Source organism: Quadrisphaera granulorum, from assembly GCF_003149145.1.
GTDB classification, from domain to species: domain Bacteria; phylum Actinomycetota; class Actinomycetes; order Actinomycetales; family Quadrisphaeraceae; genus Quadrisphaera; species Quadrisphaera granulorum.
The window spans coordinates 1-16,207 of the sequence record NZ_QGDQ01000040.1 but is presented as its reverse complement, the minus strand read 5'-3'; the positions used below and the strand labels follow the sequence as shown (position 1 = coordinate 16,207).

18 protein-coding genes are annotated in these 16,207 nt (G+C 73.2%); 12 read left to right on the top strand and 6 right to left on the bottom strand.

All coding sequences use genetic code 11. The features are described from left to right. Window positions 1–78: 78 nt before the first annotated feature. A complete protein-coding gene (locus BXY45_RS21035) occupies window positions 79–432 on the top strand; it encodes a hypothetical protein (RefSeq protein WP_109776491.1) in 354 nt (117 codons plus the stop codon). Beyond that, window positions 422–1,087, top strand: a complete 666-nt coding sequence (locus BXY45_RS21030) for a hypothetical protein (RefSeq protein ID WP_109776490.1) — start codon at window positions 422–424, stop codon at window positions 1,085–1,087. The genes BXY45_RS21035 and BXY45_RS21030 overlap by 11 nt, the downstream gene beginning before the upstream one ends. Before the next feature lie 43 nt (window positions 1,088–1,130). Here the strand turns inward: BXY45_RS21030 and BXY45_RS21025 are convergent, their stop codons facing one another. Together BXY45_RS21025 and BXY45_RS21020 are read right to left on the bottom strand one after the other, a co-directional pair. Continuing rightward, on the bottom strand, window positions 1,131–1,562 hold the full coding sequence (locus BXY45_RS21025) for an NUDIX hydrolase (protein ID WP_172601980.1): 432 nt from the start codon (window positions 1,560–1,562) through the stop codon (window positions 1,131–1,133). Between the two features lie 55 nt (window positions 1,563–1,617). Then, entirely contained in the window at window positions 1,618–2,280 is a 663-nt protein-coding gene (locus tag BXY45_RS21020) for an NUDIX hydrolase N-terminal domain-containing protein (protein ID WP_109776511.1), read from the bottom strand. Between the two features lie 90 nt (window positions 2,281–2,370). On the opposite strand from BXY45_RS21020, the gene lepB reads away from it, so the two are divergent. Next, window positions 2,371–3,144, top strand: a complete 774-nt coding sequence (gene lepB / locus BXY45_RS21015) for a signal peptidase I (RefSeq protein ID WP_109776489.1) — start codon at window positions 2,371–2,373, stop codon at window positions 3,142–3,144. 52 nt (window positions 3,145–3,196) lie between these two features. Here the strand turns inward: lepB and BXY45_RS23605 are convergent, their stop codons facing one another. Together BXY45_RS23605 and BXY45_RS21005 are read right to left on the bottom strand one after the other, a co-directional pair. Then, window positions 3,197–4,585 carry a hypothetical protein gene (locus BXY45_RS23605; RefSeq protein ID WP_170131659.1) on the bottom strand — a complete coding sequence of 463 codons (1,389 nt, stop codon included), beginning with the start codon at window positions 4,583–4,585 and terminating at the stop codon, window positions 3,197–3,199. Further along, complete coding sequence (locus BXY45_RS21005) at window positions 4,582–5,181, bottom strand: SigE family RNA polymerase sigma factor (protein WP_109776488.1); 600 nt, start codon at window positions 5,179–5,181, stop codon at window positions 4,582–4,584. Before BXY45_RS21005 ends, BXY45_RS23605 begins: the two co-directional genes overlap by 4 nt. Window positions 5,182–5,477: 296 nt before the next feature. Between BXY45_RS21005 and BXY45_RS21000 the strand changes: the two genes are divergently transcribed. From BXY45_RS21000 to BXY45_RS20985, 4 genes are all read left to right on the top strand, one after another. Beyond that, entirely contained in the window at window positions 5,478–6,338 is an 861-nt protein-coding gene (locus BXY45_RS21000) for a hypothetical protein (protein WP_109776487.1), read from the top strand. Window positions 6,339–6,388: 50 nt separating this feature from the next. Beyond that, window positions 6,389–7,015 carry an HAD family hydrolase gene (locus tag BXY45_RS20995; RefSeq protein ID WP_109776486.1) on the top strand — a complete coding sequence of 209 codons (627 nt, stop codon included), beginning with the start codon at window positions 6,389–6,391 and terminating at the stop codon, window positions 7,013–7,015. A gap of 50 nt (window positions 7,016–7,065) precedes the next feature. Continuing rightward, window positions 7,066–8,274: a hypothetical protein gene (locus tag BXY45_RS20990; protein WP_109776485.1), complete on the top strand. Its 1,209-nt coding sequence runs from the start codon at window positions 7,066–7,068 to the stop codon at window positions 8,272–8,274. A gap of 226 nt (window positions 8,275–8,500) precedes the next feature. Next, window positions 8,501–9,604 (top strand): heparan-alpha-glucosaminide N-acetyltransferase domain-containing protein, encoded by a 1,104-nt coding sequence (locus BXY45_RS20985; RefSeq protein ID WP_170131658.1) that lies wholly within the window; start codon window positions 8,501–8,503, stop codon window positions 9,602–9,604. 4 nt (window positions 9,605–9,608) lie between these two features. Here the strand turns inward: BXY45_RS20985 and BXY45_RS20980 are convergent, their stop codons facing one another. Further along, complete coding sequence (locus BXY45_RS20980; protein WP_109776509.1) at window positions 9,609–10,154, bottom strand: MarR family winged helix-turn-helix transcriptional regulator; 546 nt, start codon at window positions 10,152–10,154, stop codon at window positions 9,609–9,611. Between the two features lie 95 nt (window positions 10,155–10,249). Between BXY45_RS20980 and BXY45_RS20975 the strand changes: the two genes are divergently transcribed. The 5 genes from BXY45_RS20975 (at window position 10,250) to BXY45_RS23010 (ending at window position 15,446) form a co-directional block, all read left to right on the top strand. Beyond that, window positions 10,250–10,903, top strand: coding sequence for an alpha/beta hydrolase (locus BXY45_RS20975; RefSeq protein WP_211319806.1), 654 nt, complete (start codon window positions 10,250–10,252; stop codon window positions 10,901–10,903). Then, complete coding sequence (locus BXY45_RS20970) at window positions 10,903–11,631, top strand: SDR family oxidoreductase (protein ID WP_109776482.1); 729 nt, start codon at window positions 10,903–10,905, stop codon at window positions 11,629–11,631. The genes BXY45_RS20975 and BXY45_RS20970 overlap by 1 nt, the downstream gene beginning before the upstream one ends. A gap of 109 nt (window positions 11,632–11,740) precedes the next feature. Beyond that, the gene (locus BXY45_RS20965) at window positions 11,741–12,655 is read left to right on the top strand and encodes a VOC family protein (protein ID WP_109776481.1); all 915 of its coding nucleotides are present in this window, start codon (window positions 11,741–11,743) and stop codon (window positions 12,653–12,655) included. A 98-nt stretch (window positions 12,656–12,753) separates the two neighbouring features. Then, on the top strand, window positions 12,754–13,881 hold the full coding sequence (locus tag BXY45_RS20960) for a magnesium and cobalt transport protein CorA (RefSeq protein WP_109776480.1): 1,128 nt from the start codon (window positions 12,754–12,756) through the stop codon (window positions 13,879–13,881). A gap of 125 nt (window positions 13,882–14,006) precedes the next feature. Further along, window positions 14,007–15,446: a heparan-alpha-glucosaminide N-acetyltransferase domain-containing protein gene (locus tag BXY45_RS23010; protein ID WP_119700391.1), complete on the top strand. Its 1,440-nt coding sequence runs from the start codon at window positions 14,007–14,009 to the stop codon at window positions 15,444–15,446. A 66-nt stretch (window positions 15,447–15,512) separates the two neighbouring features. Here BXY45_RS23010 and BXY45_RS20950 read toward each other — a convergent pair. Continuing rightward, window positions 15,513–16,207: LLM class flavin-dependent oxidoreductase (locus BXY45_RS20950; RefSeq protein ID WP_109776479.1), on the bottom strand; the 695-nt coding region annotated here is incomplete at its 5' end.

Below are 16,207 nucleotides of genomic sequence, written 5' to 3'. Positions count from 1 at the left end.
AGCGACCACGCCTGCCTGATGCCTGTGAACCCGGGCCGCTGGCACCTCGACCCTGCTCGGAGCGCCTAGCCTGAGGCCGTGATCGCCCTCAACCGCGCGGCGCGAGTGGTGTTGCTGCTCGCCGTCCTGTGGTCGGGTGGCAGCTTCGCGGCCGCCCTCAACTGGCATCGCAACTGGCAAATCTTCGCCCAGGGCGCGAGCGCCACCGGTCCGGTGGCTGTCAACGCGCAGGAGCGCTGGCAGCACTGGATCGACATGACGCTGCTCGGTGTCGTCGTCGCCGTGGTCGCACTCATCGTGGCGTTGTGGCCGCTGGTGCTCGCGGCGAGTGCCCACGCAGTGCGTGACGCCGAGGGACGCGGCGGCCACGCAGGGTTCGGCGGTGGCTCGGAAGAAGGCCGCCAGAGCACCGAGCCGCGCGATGTCGCCTGACGAGCTATCGCCGGGCAGGCCGGAGGGCGAGGCTCAGGAGCCGGTCGACCACGTGGTCGTCCAGGGCCGGAGTTCGCGGGTGCTGCGCTGGGCGCTCGCTGTCTTCGCTGGCTACAACACCGTCGCGCATCTCTTCGGGGGGCGCTGGTGGCTGGCCCTCGCCTGGGGCGCCGGGACGGCTCTGCTGGTGGTGGTGCAGCTGGTGCCGCAGCGGCTCGGCACGCGCGTGGAGCCGGACGGCGTGCGGCTCGGCACCGCGCGCGGCTGGGGCGAGCTCATCTCCTGGGACGACGTGGACCGCCTCGTCGTCGCCAGCCGCTATGAGCAGTGGGGATGGCTCGTGCGCCGCGACGGACGCCGCCTGCCGCTGCGTGGCATGACGCCCGACGCGGTGCGAGCGCTGGCAGCGGACCGCTCTGTGCCCATCGACGACCCGGCCAGCCGCGCCGCCGCTGCCGCCGGCCTGTCTCTGCCGGGGGCCTCAGACGCGGCATCGGAGGCGGGGCCGGGTGCGGGGCCGGATGGGAGGCCGGATGCGGGGTCCGAGGAGCCTGATGCGGCCAAAGGGCCGATGCGACCGGTCCTCCCCGAGGATGACGGCCCGCTCGACGGGCCGTTCCGCACGCAGCGCCGGCCGCGCACGCCGCCGTCCTGATCGGACCGGTCCACCAGCGCCCGGCGGTGGCTGAGGCGCTGGATCACAGGAGCCCGGCGAAGCGCCGTCCGATGTCGAGGAGCTCCACCCTGTCGAGCGTGTCGACGGTGTCCAGTGGCACCCACGCTGCGGTGTCCGTGGTCCCGCCGACTTCGTCGCGCAGCTCCCCGCCGACCACGCGGGCGCGGTAGACGATCCGCAGCGCGTGCAGCGGCCCACGGCCCGTCTGCAGCCGCCGCTCCGGCGACACCACCACCGAGTCGATGCCCAGCAGGCCCTCCAGCTCGGCCTCGTACCCGGTCTCCTCGCGCACCTCGCGCACCGCGGCGTCGGCCGGGTCCTCACCGGGGTCGATGCCTCCACCCGGCAGCGTCCACCCCGAGCGGCCCAGCTCGTTCCAGTGCGCCAGCAGCATGCTGGGCCGTCCCTCGTGCTCGGCGACGACGACGGCGTAGGCGGCGATGCGCGTGTCCACGCCGTCACGCTAGAGCCGCCGCGCTGGCCGACGCGGGGTAGCCGGGCGAGGTGGCTCAGTCGAGGTCGACCGGGAGCGACGGGTCGCGGTGGTGCTCCAGCGCCCGCCGCAGCTGACGCTCGGTGACGCGAGCCGGCGAGAGCGGCGGCAGCGCGTCGAGGGAGAACCAGCCGACGTCGAGGGTCTCCAGCTCTTGCGCCGCCTGCACCGTGCCGCTGGCGCGGCACAGGAAGAACAGCTTGAACACGGCCACCGGCAGCGGCGGGGTGTGGCCCTGCACGTCGCGTTCCCAGCACGCGAAGAGCTTCACCACCTCGGCCTCGTAGCCGCTTTCCTCGCGGACCTCGCGCAGCACCGCAGCGGTGGGGGTGTCCAGGGGGTCGGCCCAGCCGCCGGGAGGACACCACTTGCCGTCGGACCGCTCCTGCATGAGCAGCACGCGCTCGTCGTCGTCGAAAAGCACCCCACGCACGTCGACCTTGGGCGTGGCGTACCCACTGTCACGCCCCAGCTCGAGGTGCAGCTCGTCGGCAGGGCGGTCGGTGAGGACGGCGAACAGCTCCGCCGCCAGCCGGCTCGCCTGCGCGTAGCGCGACTGGTCGTAGGGGCCCTCGGCGAAGGTGGCGCCGTCCTGGGCGAGAGCCCTCAGCTCCACGGCTACACGGCGCACCCGCTCCGCGGCGCTGACGTCCTCGTAGTCTTCCGGGCGCTGCTGCACGGCGGTCACCGTACGCGCTGTGCTCCGGGCGCCCCTCTAGCCTGGACGGGTCGCGGCCGCTCCCGTCGCGCGCGTCACCGCGGAGGACCAGTGGACGAGCACCAGCCCCCTCGTGACGCCGTGCCCGAGGTGCCCTCGGAGCCGCCGCAGCGGCGTCGCCGCTCCGGTCCCGTGCACCGTGCGCTCGCGGCGCTGCGGGAGGGCGTCGTCGTCGTGGTGGCCTCGGTGGTGCTGTCTCTGCTGGTCAAGACGTTCCTCGTGCAGGCGTTCTTCATCCCGTCGATCTCGATGGAGAACACGCTGCTCGTCGGAGACCGCATCCTCGTGAGCCGGCTGACGCCCGGTCCGTTCGACCTGCAGCGCGGAGACATCGTCGTCTTCGAAGACCCGGGCGGCTGGCTGAAGCCAGCACCGCAGGTCAGCCGTGGGCCTGTGCTCGACGCCGTGGAGACGGCGCTGACCTTCGTGGGGCTGCTCCCGCAGACGTCCGACCAGCACCTGGTCAAGCGCGTCATCGGGCTGCCCGGAGACAGCGTCGCCTGCTGCGACGAGCAGGGTCGCACCACCGTGAACGGTGCCCCGCTCACCGAGGACTTCCTCAAGCCCGGGTCGATCCCGAGCCAGGTCACGTTTTCCGTGGTCGTGCCGCCCGGGTCGATCTGGGTCGAGGGCGACAACCGTCAGAACTCCGGTGACTCGCGCTTCCACCTGGGTGACCCGGGAGGCGGGATGGTGCCCGTCGACGACGTCGTGGGGCGCGCCGTCGTCACCGTCTGGCCACTGGACCGCCTGACGTGGTTGTCGCGGCACGCCGAGGTGTTCGCCGACGTGCCGGCCTCGGCGTCGACCGGCAGCGGCGGCTGACCGGCAGCGGCGGCCGACCGGCCGCTGCTCGCCGGTGACCGTGGGGGCGAGGTCATCCGGCCGGGGTGCGCTTGACGACGCCTGCGGCCCACGTTGCCTCCTCGGGCCCGCTGATCGTCACGGTCACCGGTGAATCGTTGACGAGGGGCACATCCACAGGCTCGAGCTCATCCGTGCGGGGGCGGTCTACGCAGAGGGTTCCACCCCGCACCACACCGTTCAGGCGCACCTGCAGCGGTGACGCGGTCAGGCAGCGGACCAGCACCTGGGTGAGCCCGGCTCCCGCAGGGATGCGGATCTCCTGTGTCCCCATGGCGACCGTCGGTGCCACCGTGAAGGGGGCGGCGGCGGTGAGCTGCTCGACGGCAGCCTGCTCGCCGGTCGCGCGGTCCACCCACAGGCTGGGGGCGAGCGGCACCCGGCCCTCCTGCTCCCAGCCGGCGGTGGAGTAGTGGTCGGGCACGAGGTAGGCCTCGACGCTGGCGGAGCCGGCAGTGCTCTTCAGCGGGGAGTCCCTCGTGGCCGCGACGAGCGGAGGCTGGCAGGTGCTACCTGCGGCCTGCGCTTGATTGAGCAGCACCATGAAGCAGACCTCTCCGGCGGGGTTGGTCGCCGCCCAGTACGTGGCCTCGCCCGTCTTGGTCAGCACGCGCTCCGAGCCAGCGGTGTAGCGGGAGCCGTCGATGAAAGCGGGGAAGGCGTCCGAGGGTTCCCACGGGGATCGCAGAACCGAGAACAGGTCGGTCACAGGTCCGACCGCGTCGCGCGGGAGCCACAGGCTCGGGGCGACCTCGGTGAAGCCGCGCCGGGTCAGACCGGACGTGTCGGAGCCGTCCGCGACGAGCCACGCCTCGACCGCGGAGCCTGTTTCGCTGAGCTCGAATGTCTCCGCGGGGCCGTTCTTCAGTTCGCAGCCGCCCGAGGAGCCGCTGTCGTGCTCGATGATCCAGCACAGTCGCCCGCCCGCGTCGAGAGCTGCGTAGTAGGTCCTGCCGGGCAGCTGCCCGAGGAGCCGGACCGAGCTGCGCTGCACTCCGTCGCCGCCCTCCTCGGCGTCGCCGAACGGCGAACCGGCCAGGTCGGAGGGCTGCTGCGGCCGGGCCAGCCCCGCGTAGGCCTGCTGCAGCGAGCCAGCGGCTGGCTGCAGGGTGTGCCGGGCAGACAGCCGCGCCACACCGACTGCGGCGGCCACCAGTGCGATGACCGCTGCCGCCGCCGCGAGCACCCGCACCAGCCGACGGCGTCGAGCGCGGGCCGCATCCAGGCTCGCCGCACCGGCGAGCGCGTCGTCGTGATCGACGGCGGAGTCAAGACTGATCACGCTGTCGGTCGCAGCCGTGGCGATCTCCTCGTGGCGCCGCCGGAGCAGGTGGTCGTCCGCCTGCTCCAGGTTGGCCCGGGCCGCCAGGGCGTCGGCTAGCCGCTCCTCGACGCTGCTCATCGCTGCCCTCCCTTGGTCGATCGGTCGTCTGTGTGGTCGTCGGTGGGCTGGGTCGCCCGCAGCTGCCGTTCGAGCGTGGCGAGGGCCTTGTGAATGGTCGACTTCACCGTGCCGCGCGTCACTCCCATGGCCAGTGCGGTGCCGGCTTCGTCGAGGTGCGACCAGTAGCGGAGTACCAGCGCCTCGCGCTGCCGCTCCGGCAGCGCGGCCACCGCCAGCAGCACGTCGCGGCGCTCCTCCCCGAGCAGCGCGAGCTCTTCGGCGGAGGGGGTCGGCACGGCGTGCGGTGCCACCCAGGCGCGAGCGGTACGGCGGCGGCGCAGGGTGGAGCGGCAACCGTTGACCACCGCGCGGTGCAGGTAGGCGACGGCGCGGTCGGCGTCCTGCAGACGGTTCCAGTGGTGGTGCAGACCCGCGAACGCGTCCTGCACCACGTCTTCGGCGGTGCCGCGGTCATCGACGAGGAGGACCGCGAGCCGCACCATGCGGAGCCAGTGCGCGCTGAACAGCGCGTCGAGCTGCGGTGCGTCGCTCTGTGGCGCGCGAATCGCCGACGGAGGCGGATCTGCCTCGTCCTCCGGAGCCATCACGCTCATCGCACCGCCCTCTCCTCCGGCCACCCGGTGGTGGTCACACCCTGGTAGACGCCCAGGGGACGCGGAGGTTGCCCCGGTGTCGGAGCGAGTTCGCCGCGTGTGGCTGGGGCGTGAGTGGTCGTACCGGCGTGCAGAAGTCGCCCCAGAGCCGCCTCGAGAGCCCTTTCGGCGACTTCTGCACGCCGCTGTGACCACCTTCGGGCGGCTCCGTGCCGGTTGGAGTTGCTCCCGCACCGTCTCCGACCTTCCGCGTGGCGCACGCGTGTGGCGGGTGTGACGCACGAGACGATGCGGGCGTGCGTGCTGCTGACCTGACCCTGGCCGATGTCGCTCCGGGGAGGCAGCTCGAAGCGCTCCTGCGCTCGCTGCGCCCCACCACGCCCGGCGCCGTCGACCTGCTCGTCGCTCTGGCTGCGCACCCGCACCCCGCAGTGCGCGCGACCCTGGCCCAGCGGCTGCCCCTGCTGCCCCACGGTCCGACGGGTCCGGCGCCGTCGCTGGTCGAGGCACTCACGAGGCTGATCAGCGACGACTCTGCCGCCGTTCGCGAGGCTGCCTGCTTCGCCGTGGCGACGGCGTGGCGCGACCTCGACGCCCCCGGCCTGTGCGACGCGCTCGCGGCCCGCGTCGACGAGTTCACCCCGGAGCCTGACCTCGAGGTGCGTGACGAGGCGCTGCTCGCCCTGGCACATCGCGGTGACGCGAGGGCGCTGCCCCCGGTGCGGGCCGCCCTGGAGCAGGCCCCCGGAGCGGCGTCACGCCTGGTGCTGGAGGCAGCCGGGGCCCTCGGTGCTTCCGAGCTGCACGAGCTCGTGCGCGCCCAGGCTGAGGCGTGGCTCGCCGACGAGGAGGCCGACCCGGCCGACCTCGACGTCGTCGAGGCCGTGGTCCGCCTCACAGACCCCGACGGCGTGGGCGATGACCTGCTGGACGGCGCCGCCGACCTCAGCCGCGCCCGCGCGCACGGTCGGTCAGCGGGGTGCGCCGTGGCCGCGTGGGAGCAACTGGATGCCGTGCTCGACGTCGCCCCGCGCCGTGCCCGCCAGGTGCTGGAGCGTGTCGCGGAGCGCTTGGCCGGAGACCTCGCGGCCCTGGAGCACCTGCGGCGACGGTCGGCGCTCGGGCAGCTCGTCGCCAGCCTGCCCGCTGCCCCGTAGTCCCGCTGCCCCGTGACCCCGCTGCCCTGCGCCGCGGATAGCGTCGAGACGTGCAGAACGCGTCGTCCCCAGCCGCCGTGGTGTTCGACATCGGGGGCGTGCTGTCCGCGCCCGAGGGAGCGGTGCCCGCGGTCGCAGCGGCGCTCTACCTGCCCGTCAGCACCGTCGAGGCCGCCTATTGGGCGCCGCGCGACGCCTACGACGCTGGGGGTTCCCTCGCCGAGTATTGGGACGCCGTCGGTGCTCGAGTCGGACTGGACCTCGCCGATCGCGCGGCCGAGCTCGACGCCCTCGACGCCCGACGCTGGGCAGCCATCGCCCCGCAGTCCGAGGCGCTCCTCGCAGAGGTGGTGACGGCCGTCCGCGAGCGGGGGTCGAAGCTGGCGGTGCTGTCGAACGCGCCGGCATCCCTGGCGGCCGTGGTCCGCGCAGCGGCGTGGTCGCAGCCGTTCGATGTGCTCGTGTTCTCCGCCGCGGCGGGTGTCGCCAAGCCCGATCCGGCGATCTACGAGCTGGTGGAGCGGTCCCTCGACCTGCCCGGTGAGCAGCTGGTCTTCCTCGATGACCGGCCCGTCAACGTCGAGGCTGCCCGCGCCCGTGGCTGGCGCGCCCACCTGTGGCGGAACGCGGACGACGCCCGGGAACGCCTGGTGGACGAGGGCGTGCTGGTCGGCTGATCGCTGGCACCCGCCTGCAACGCTCCAGGCTGCGCGGGCGTCGTGGAGGCGTGAGCAGGAGGAGCGCGCACGCGGTCGCCGTCGTCGTCCTGATGACGATGATGGCCGGGTGCGGCGCGCGCGGGAGCGAGCCGGTCAAGGAGCCGGTGCCGACGTCCACCGTCCAGCCGGTGCCGGCGTCCGCGGGGGAGTGGCAGCCGATGGGCGCTGCGCCCCTCTCGCCGCGCGGCGGGGCCTTGCCGGTGTGGACCGGCGAGCGACTGCTGCTGCTGGGTGGCTACCGCTTCGACGAGCAGCAGCCGCCCTGCCCGCCCGCAGCAGCCTGCGCGGCAGTGGAGCCGACCCGGTTCGACGACGGCGCCGCGTGGGACCCGGCCATCGGTGCGTGGACGCACCTCGTCGACACGTCGGGCAGCCTCGGCCGCCTCTCCCAGCGGGGCGACGGCACCGTCTGGTCCGGCACGTCGCTGTTCACACGCGGGCAGCAGACCACGCCCGACCTGGCAGCCGGGACGCTCACCTCGGCGCCGATCGACGCCGGGCCGGCTCTCGTCGACGCCGACCCCGTGTGGGCCGGCGACCGCCTCGTCACCATCGGCTGGGACTACGGCGGTAGTGCCTCCGGGGTAGACGGTCAGCTGGTGGCGCAGGTCTTCGAGCCGGCCTCGGGCGCGCGGGCCGTGGTGCCGTGGCCGTACGGCCCGCCGGGGGCGGAGAGCGTCCGCACCGCGTGGACGGGGCGCGAGGTGGTGGCCTTCGTTGCCACGAACGGCGCCTCCGAGACGGACGAGGGCACGTCGCGCGTGGTGGCCTTCGATTCGGCGGCCTCCACCTGGCGCACCATCGCCGAGCGCGCTGACGGGCCGGTCGAGATCGCGTGGGACGGGCGGCGGTTGCTCCTCGAAGGGCGGCGCGAGATCAACGCCCTCGACGTCGCCACGGGTGAAACCACCGGTGTGGCGAGCCTCCCGGACCACGCCGACGGGGAGCTCCAGGTCAGCTCGTCCGGTCGGATGCTGCTGCAGACCTGGCGCGGCAGCTACCTGCTCGTGGAGAAGGACGACGGCGCCGCGGGCTGGCTGCGCGTGCCCGAGCCGCCGTTGGCTGACCGGACCACGGAGAGCACGGTGGCGTGGGCCGGCGACGACCTCGTGGTCTGGGGCGGCACACAGGCCTCCGAGCAGGATGACGGCGCCACGCGCAGCACCGCCGACGGCTGGGTCTGGCGAGGTCTCGGAGGGAAGCAGCTCACGTCGTAGGGCGGACACCGCGCGTCGCGGCACGCGGAGCGGTTGCTCGTGGCCATGCTGGGTGATCCCGTGATTGGCCGACGACAGGAACCTCATGAGCGCGCCCGAGTCTGCATCACCTCGGACTGCGCTGCCTCGGCCCGCACCGCCTGGACCCGCAGGGGCTCTGCCGCAGCCTCGCCGGTCCGAGCTTCGGTCTGGGGATCAGGCTGGGCCTCGGCCGGATCGGCAGCGAGTGGCCGCCGTCGACGTCGTCAGGGGTCTGCTCCTCGTGGCCATCGTGCTCAGCGGAAGCCTCCTGGAGCCGCCGGCGTGGTTCGACCACGCGGTCTGGCTTGGCGTGCACCCGCTGGACCTCGTGTTCCCCTCGTTCGTCGTGCTCATGGGGGTGGGGTTGGGCTTCGCTTCCGCGCGCGGCGTGCAGCTGGCGAGGCTGCCCCGGCGAGTGCTGGTGCTGCTGGCCGCGGGACTCGCGTTCAACGCCGCCCTGCAGTGGGCACGTCTGGGCGCGGTGGACCTCGACCAGCTGCGCTGGACGGGAGTGCTGCAGCAGTTCGCGCTCCTGACCCTGGTCATCAGCGTCGTGCACCTCGTGGTGCGGGGCTGGTTGGCGTGGACCGCCGCCGCACTCGGATTCGCTGCCGCGCACACCTGGGTGGTGGCCCGGTGGGCCGCGACATGCCCGGGCGGCGAGCTCACCCCGACCTGCAACCCCTCTCTCGCACTCGACCCGCTGCTCGTGCCGGTACCCCACCTGTACTGGCAGATGGGCGCTGGGCACGACCCCGAAGGGCTGGTCTCCCTGCTGGGTGCGTGCGCCACCACGGCCGCCGGCGTGGCCGCCGCGCATGCCCTGCGCGGACGGCCGGGCGTCCTGTCTGCGGCAGGTCGGCTCGTGGTGGTCGCCCTCGTTTTGACCGGTGGGGCCGTGGCCGCGTCGCTGTGGGTGCCCGCCATGAAGCGGCTGTGGACGGCGCCGTTCGGGCTGTCCGTGGCGGCCGGCGTCGTCCTGGTGCTCGCCGTGGTGCATCTGCTCGTCGACGCGCGCTGGGCCGAACGGCCAGGCGCTGGCGCTGTCGTGCGCGCGGTCCGGGAGCCCCTCGTGGCGCTGGGCCGGAACAGCCTGCTGGTCTACGTCGGCAGCGAGGTGCTCGTGGCCTTCCTGCTGCTGCGCCCGTTGCGCGCCGACCCGACGCAGGAGCTGAGCTACGCGCAGTCGCTCGCGCAGGGCCTCGCCTGGCTCGGTGGGCCGCAGGTCGGGTTCAGCACCGCACTGCTCGTGGCCTGGTGGGTGCTCGCGCTCGCCCTGCACCGCCGCCGGTGGTACCTGCGCGCCTGACGCGTCAGGCGCGGATGTCGTTGCCGCTGCTGGGGTCGTCGGCGTCGTCGGCGGCGTCGTCGTCGTCGTAGCGGCGGTACATCGCCGCCATCCCGCCGCTGGTGTCGAGGTGGCGCAGCAGCGCGTCGGCGATGGCCGTGAGCTGGGACAGCTGCTCGGGGGTCAGGATGTCGACGACGTGCGCGCGCACCGCGCGCACGTGGCCCGGCGCCGCCTGCTCGATGCGTGCCATCCCACCGTCCGTGAGGACGGCGACGGTGGCGCGACGGTCGTCGGGGTCGGGACGGCGCTCGACGAGGCCGCGCGACTCCATGCGCTTCACCACGTGCGACAGGCGCGGGAGCGTGGCGCTGGTCTGTGCCGCGAGGTCGCTCATGCGCAGGCCGCGTCCGGGGGCCTCGGAGAGCATCGCGAGAACGAAGTACTCGAAGAGCGTGACGTCGGCGTCGCGCCGTAGTTGGCTGTCGAGGGTGCTGGGGAGCACCTCGAGGAGCGCGGCGACGCGCACCCAGGCAGCGAGCTGAGTTCGGTCGAGCCAGGGGACGTCCACGGCACCATCGTGCGGCATGGATGGTTGTAGAGACAACTTATGGGTGCTACGGTCATCCCCGGAAGTTGATGCAACAACTATCAGAGGGGTGGCTCGTGGATCCCGTCGTCCTGCGCCGTAGCTCCGGTGGCACCGACGCGGCAGCCCCGCTCGTCGTGCTGCTGCATGGCCGCGGCGCCACCGAAGCCGACGTCATCGGCCTCGCCGAGCACCTACCGTCCGGTGAAGGTGGCCCCGAGTACGTCGCCCTGCGCGCCCCGATCACCGAGGGCGGCGGCTTCGCGTGGTTCGCCAACGCCGGCATCGGTCGCCCGCTGCCCGACTCCCTGGCCGCCTCGATCGCCTGGTTCCGCGAGTGGCTCGACGCCGAGGCACCCCTCGACGTCGAGTCTCCGCGCCCGGTGCTGCTCGTCGGCTTCAGCGGGGGAGCGACCTTCGCCGGCGGCGCGCTCCTGGCTGACCCCGCGCGCTACGCCGGGCTCGCCACGCTCTTCGCCACGCTGCCGTTCGACGCTGGCGTACCGACCACACCCGGTCACCTCACCGGCGTGCCGGTGTTCGTGGCGCAGGGCGACGCCGACACCGTCATCCCGCCCGAGCTCCAGCGGCGCACGTGGACCTACCTCCACGAGACCTCCGGCGCCGACCTCACCGCAGTGCGCACGCCCGGCGGTCACGGCCTGACGGCCGACGTCGTCGTCGCCCTCTCTCGCTGGACCGCCACCACGCTGCAGAGGAGCATCGCCTGATGGATCTCGGACTGTCCGGCCGCGTGGCCGTCGTGACCGCTGCCTCCAAGGGGCTGGGGCGCGCCAGTGCGCTGGCGCTGGCCGCGGAGGGCGCGCGCGTTCTCGTCTCCGCGCGGACCGCGTCGCTGCTCGACGAGCTCGTCGCTGAGATCGCCGCGGCCGGTGGCGAGGCGCACGCCGTGGTGGGTGACATGACCGACCCGGCCCTGCCCGCGCGCCTCGTCGAGGTGGCGCTGGAGCGGTGGGGGCGCCTCGACGTCGTCGTCGCGAACGCCGGAGGCCCGCCCACCGGGCGGGCTCTGGACGTCGACGACGACGCCCTGCTCGCCGCGTTCCAGGTCAACGCCCTGGCGTCGATCCGGCTGGCGCGGGCGGCAGTGCCGCACATGACCGAGCGCGGCTGGGGGCGGGTGGTGTTCATCGCCTCGGCCAGCGTCAAGCAGCCCATCCGCGACCTGGCGCTGTCCAACACGGCACGCACGGCGCTGTGGGCGTGGACCAAGACGGCGGCGGCCGACGTCGCCGCCTCCGGCATCACCATCAACGTCGCTGCCCCCGGCCTGCACGCCACCGACCGGCTCCTCGAGCGCGGCGTGCCCGCCGGCGCGCGCACGGGGACGCCGGAGGACTTCGGGAAGGTCGTCACCTTCCTCTGCTCCGAGCCCGCCGCCTTCGTCAACGGCACCGCCGTGGCCGTCGACGGCGGCGCCACCCTCGGCCTGCTCTGACCTTCCTTCCCCGAGGTGGCCGACTGTCCATGATCACCGCCCAATGGCCGTGATCATGGACAGTTGGCCACCCTCCACGACCTTCCCGACGTCTCTCGGAGGACCTGCCATGACCAGCTCGACCAGCAGTGACCTGCTCCTGCCCAGCGACACCACGATGGACGCCGTCACCTTGCACGTCGCCGACCTGCCCGGCATGACCGCGTACTACCGCGACGCGCTCGGCCTCGTGGAGCTGGACGGGGCGGTCGCCCGGACCGCCGTCGACCTCGCTGCTTCCGGTGCGGGCGCGCAGCACGCCGTCCTCGGGCGGGGCACCACGCCCCTCGTCGTCCTCGTCCACACCCCGGGGCTGCCCGCGCCGAAGGCCGGCGAGGCCGGGCTGTTCCACACTGCGCTGCTCTTCCCCGACCGCGCCGGGCTCGCCGACGCCGTGGCCCGCGCCGCGCAGCACCCGCGTTCGCGCTACGTCGGCTCCGCCGACCACCTCGTGTCCAACGCCTTCTACTTCACCGACCCCGAGGACAACGGCATCGAGCTGTACTGGGACCGCCCGCGCGAGCAGTGGGACTGGCAGGCCGGGCGCGTGGTCATGGACAACGCCCCGCTCGACCCGAACGCCTTCCTGCGCGAGCACGTCGCGGCGCCCCTCGACCAGCCCGCGCGCAGCGACGCTGAGGTCGGTCACGTGCACCTCAAGGTCGGCGACGTCGAGACCGCCCGAACCTTCTACGTCGACACCCTCGGCTTCGAGGTGACCGCCGAGTGGCACGGCGCGCTGTTCGTCGCCGCCGGCGGCTACCACCACCACATGGCCATGAACACCTGGCAGAGCCGCGGCGCCGGTGCCCGCGCCGCGACCCTCGGGCTGGGCCAGGTGTCGCTGGTGCTGCCCGCGCGCTCCGACCTCGACGCCTTGGCCGACCGGCTGCGCGCGGCGCGGGTCGACGTTCGCGACGACGGCCGCACGCTCCGCTTCGAAGACCCGTGGAAGAGCCTGCTCGAGGTCAGCGCCGCCGCCTGACGACGCGACCCGCCGACCGGGGGAGCGTTGCGCCGGCGGAGCGGCTGCGCGGGCAGACTGACGCCGACGTCCCCTCGCAACCCCCCGGGAGGTGCCCCATGGCACGGCGCCGGCTACCGCTGCCCTCGATGGGCCGCCGGGGAATGGTCCCCTCGCGCGACCTCTCCCAGGACGGCGCGATCCCCATGGTCCGCCCCGCGCGGGCGACGAGCCTCGTCGACAGCGGCGTCTACCGCGACGGCGAGCGTGTCGCCTCCCCGAGCGACCTGTCGGCCACCGTCGCCGCGCTGCGCGAGGAGCCCGGGCGCACCGCGTGGATGGGGCTGTACCGCCCCGCCGCCGAGGAGCTCACCGCCCTCGCGGAGGAATTCGGCCTGCACGAGCTGGCCGTCGAGGACGCCGTCGTCGCCCACCAGCGCCCCAAGCTCGAGCGGTACGGCAAGACGTTGTTCGTCGTCCTGCGGGCGGCGCGCTACCTCGACGACGTCGAGGAGGTCGAGTTCGGCGAGCTGCACCTGTTCATCGGGCCCGACTTCGTCATCACCGTCCGCCACGCCGAGAGCCCCGACCTGTCTGCCGTGCGCCGCAGGCTCGAAGCAGACCCGGAGCTGCTCGCCCGCGGCACCGAGGCCGTCCTGTACGCCATCCTCGATGCCGTCGTCGACGGGTACGGGCCGGTGCTGCGCGGCCTCGGCATCGACATCGACGAGATCGAGTCACAGGTGTTCAGCGGTGACCCTCGCGTCTCGCGGCGCATCTACGAGCTGTCGCAGGAGGTGGTCGACTTCCAGCGTGCGGTCACCCCGCTGGTCGCCATCCTCGACGGACTCACCGCGGGCTTCGAGAAGTACGGCGTGGACGAGGAGCTCCAGCGGTACCTGCGCGACGTGGCCGACCACGTCACGGTGGCTGCGGAGCGCATCGACAACTACCGCGGCCAGCTGCGCGACATCCTGCAGGTCAACGCCATCCTCGTCGGGCAGCGCCAGAACGAGGAGATGAAGGCGATGACGGAGGCCAGCTACGCCCAGGGCGAGGAGGTCAAGAAGATCTCTTCCTGGGCGGCCATCCTCTTCACGCCGAGCCTCATCAGTGGCGTGTACGGCATGAACTTCGCGCACATGCCAGAGACGCAGGCGTCGTGGGGCTATCCGTTCGCCCTGAGCCTCATGCTCGTGCTGTCGGTCGGCTTGTACGTCGCGTTCAAGCGCCGCGGCTGGCTGTAGTCGCCGGGGTGCGCCGGGGTGCACCCCGGCGCAGGCCGGACCCTGCCTGCGGGAGGGCACGACACGACGGCAGGTCAACCCCCAGGATGACGGCCGCTGGCCACCGCGATCACTAGCTTCTGTCCGTGACGACGACGGGCGCCGACGCGCTGGTGCCAGCCCCCCGATCCGACGACGCCCCCGGCACCGGAGCCCCCGGCGACACCGCGGCCGACATCCCGGTCGACGAGACCGCCGCGCTGTCCGCACCCCCGAAGCCGCGCCTGCGCGGTGTCGACCTGGCGCGCGGTCTCGCGGTGCTCGGCATGTTCGCCGCCCACATCGGCGGCGTTCCCACGCTCCTCGCCTCAGACCCCGGCACCTGGGGCGGCATCGTCCACGGCCGCTCGTCGATCCTCTTCGCCACCCTCGCCGGTGTGTCCGTCGCTCTCATGAGCGGCCGCACGACCCCGCCCGGTGACGACCAAATCGTCTCCGCGCGCCTGCGCCTGTTCGTCCGCGCTGCCTGCCTTTTCCTCATCGGCGGCCTGGTGCAGTACCTCAGCACGCCGGTGGCGGTGATCCTCGAGTTCTACGCGGTGCTCCTCGTGCTCTGCGTGCCGCTGCTGCGCTGGCGCCCCCGCAACCTCTTCCTCCTGGCCGCCGCGATCGCCGTCGTCATCCCCTCGCTGAGGGCGCTGCTCGTCGCCCTCCAGGGGACCAACTCCTGGCTGGGCTCGGGCGGGGAGCTCGGCGTCTTTGCCGTCACCGGCATGTACCCGGTGTCCGTCTGGGCCGCCTTCGTCCTCACCGGGCTCGGGGTCGGCCGGTGCGACCTGACCTCCGCGCGGGTCAAGCGGACGCTGGTGGCCGTGGGCCTGTCCCTCGCGCTGCTGGGCTACGGCGGCTCCTGGGCCCTCACCCAGGTCTTCCCCTCGATCGACGCCGCCAACGCCTCCGGATCCTCCTCGTCCGGGCCGGGGGTGCCCGTCGAGCCGGACTACGTGCCCGGCACCGACGTCAACCTCACCGGCTTCACGTGCTCCGACTACCACGACGGCAGCTACTACTGCACCGACGACTCGGGCCCGGCGGCCCAGGGGCCGGCCGCCGTGGCGAGCGGCACCACCAGCTGGGTGAGCACGGACGGTGGCGTCAGCGCCGTCCCGCCGTTCACCACCTACCTCACCGCCGACCAGTTCCTCGGAACCAGCGCGCACTCGGGCACCACGCCGGAGGTGCTCGGGTCCGGTGGGGTGGCGCTCGCGGTGCTGGGCGCTTGCCTCGCCCTCGCCGACGCACTCGGCCGCCGCCGAGCCGGCTGGATCATCGCTCCGCTGGTGGCCGTCGGTGCGATGCCGCTCACCGTGTACTGCGCACACCTCGTCGGCATCGCCGTGACCATGCACCTGCCCGGGGGCGGGTACACGGAAGGTGAGCCGGGCTGGCTGGCGGGCAGCTGGCAGCTGTGGGCTATCTTCGCCGGCGCGGCCCTCCTGGTCTGCCCGTTGTGGCTGCGGTTCGCGGGCCGCGGCCCGCTGGAGCGGCTCGTTTCCTGGACTGCGCGGCGCGCCACCCGCCCGTGATCGGGTGGCCGGCTGCCCATGATCACCGTGATCGTGGGTGGTCGGCCACCTCGGCCGGGGGCAGTCTCAGGCGCGCAGCAGGGGGAGGACGTCTTCGGTGAACTGGGTCAGGAAGCGGGTCTGATCGTGGCCGGGGCCGTGGAAGATGAGGTGGTCGAAGCCTGCGTCGACGTAGCCGGCCACGGCGGCGGCGACCTCGGTGGGGTCGTGGGTGACGATCCAGCGCTGGGCGACCTGCTCGATGGGCAGTTCATCGGCCAGGCGGCCCATCTCGACCGGATCGTGCACTTGCGACTTCTGCTCGGCCGTCAGCGACAGTGGTGCCCAGAAGCGGGTGTTGTCCAGGGCTCGGGTGGGGTCGCGGTCGTAGGAGACCTTGATCTCGATGGTGCGTTCGATGTCGGTTTCGGTGCGTCCGGAGGCCTCCAGACCCTCGCGCAGCGCCGGCAGCAGGGTGTCTTGGTAAAGGTCCATGCCTTTGCCGGAGGTGCAGATGTACCCGTCGCCGGCGCGGCCGGCGTACTTGGTGACCCCGGGGCCGCCGGCGGCGATGAAGACCGGTACGGGGACGTCGGGTTTGTCGTAGATGGTGGCGTCGTGAAGGCGGTAGTAGTCGCCATCGACGGTAACGCGGTCTTCGGTCCACAGCTTGCGGATGAGGCGGATGGCTTCGCGCAGGCGGGCGAAGCGTTCGCGGGTTTCGGGGAAGGGGGCGCCGACGGCGTGTTCGTTGAGGGCTTCTCCGGTGCCGACGCCGAGGA

Bases quoted from the DNA above. Each gene is read 5' to 3' on its own strand.
- BXY45_RS21030 (WP_109776490.1), top strand. From the start codon at position 422: ATGTCGCCTGACGAGCTATCGCCGGGCAGGCCGGAGGGCGAGGCTCAG.
- BXY45_RS23605 (WP_170131659.1), bottom strand. From the start codon at position 4,585: ATGAGCAGCGTCGAGGAGCGGCTAGCCGACGCCCTGGCGGCCCGGGCC.
- BXY45_RS21005 (WP_109776488.1), bottom strand. From the start codon at position 5,181: ATGAGCGTGATGGCTCCGGAGGACGAGGCAGATCCGCCTCCGTCGGCG.
- BXY45_RS20970 (WP_109776482.1), top strand. From the start codon at position 10,903: ATGGATCTCGGACTGTCCGGCCGCGTGGCCGTCGTGACCGCTGCCTCC.
- BXY45_RS20965 (WP_109776481.1), top strand. From the start codon at position 11,741: ATGACCAGCTCGACCAGCAGTGACCTGCTCCTGCCCAGCGACACCACG.
- BXY45_RS20960 (WP_109776480.1), top strand. From the start codon at position 12,754: ATGGCACGGCGCCGGCTACCGCTGCCCTCGATGGGCCGCCGGGGAATG.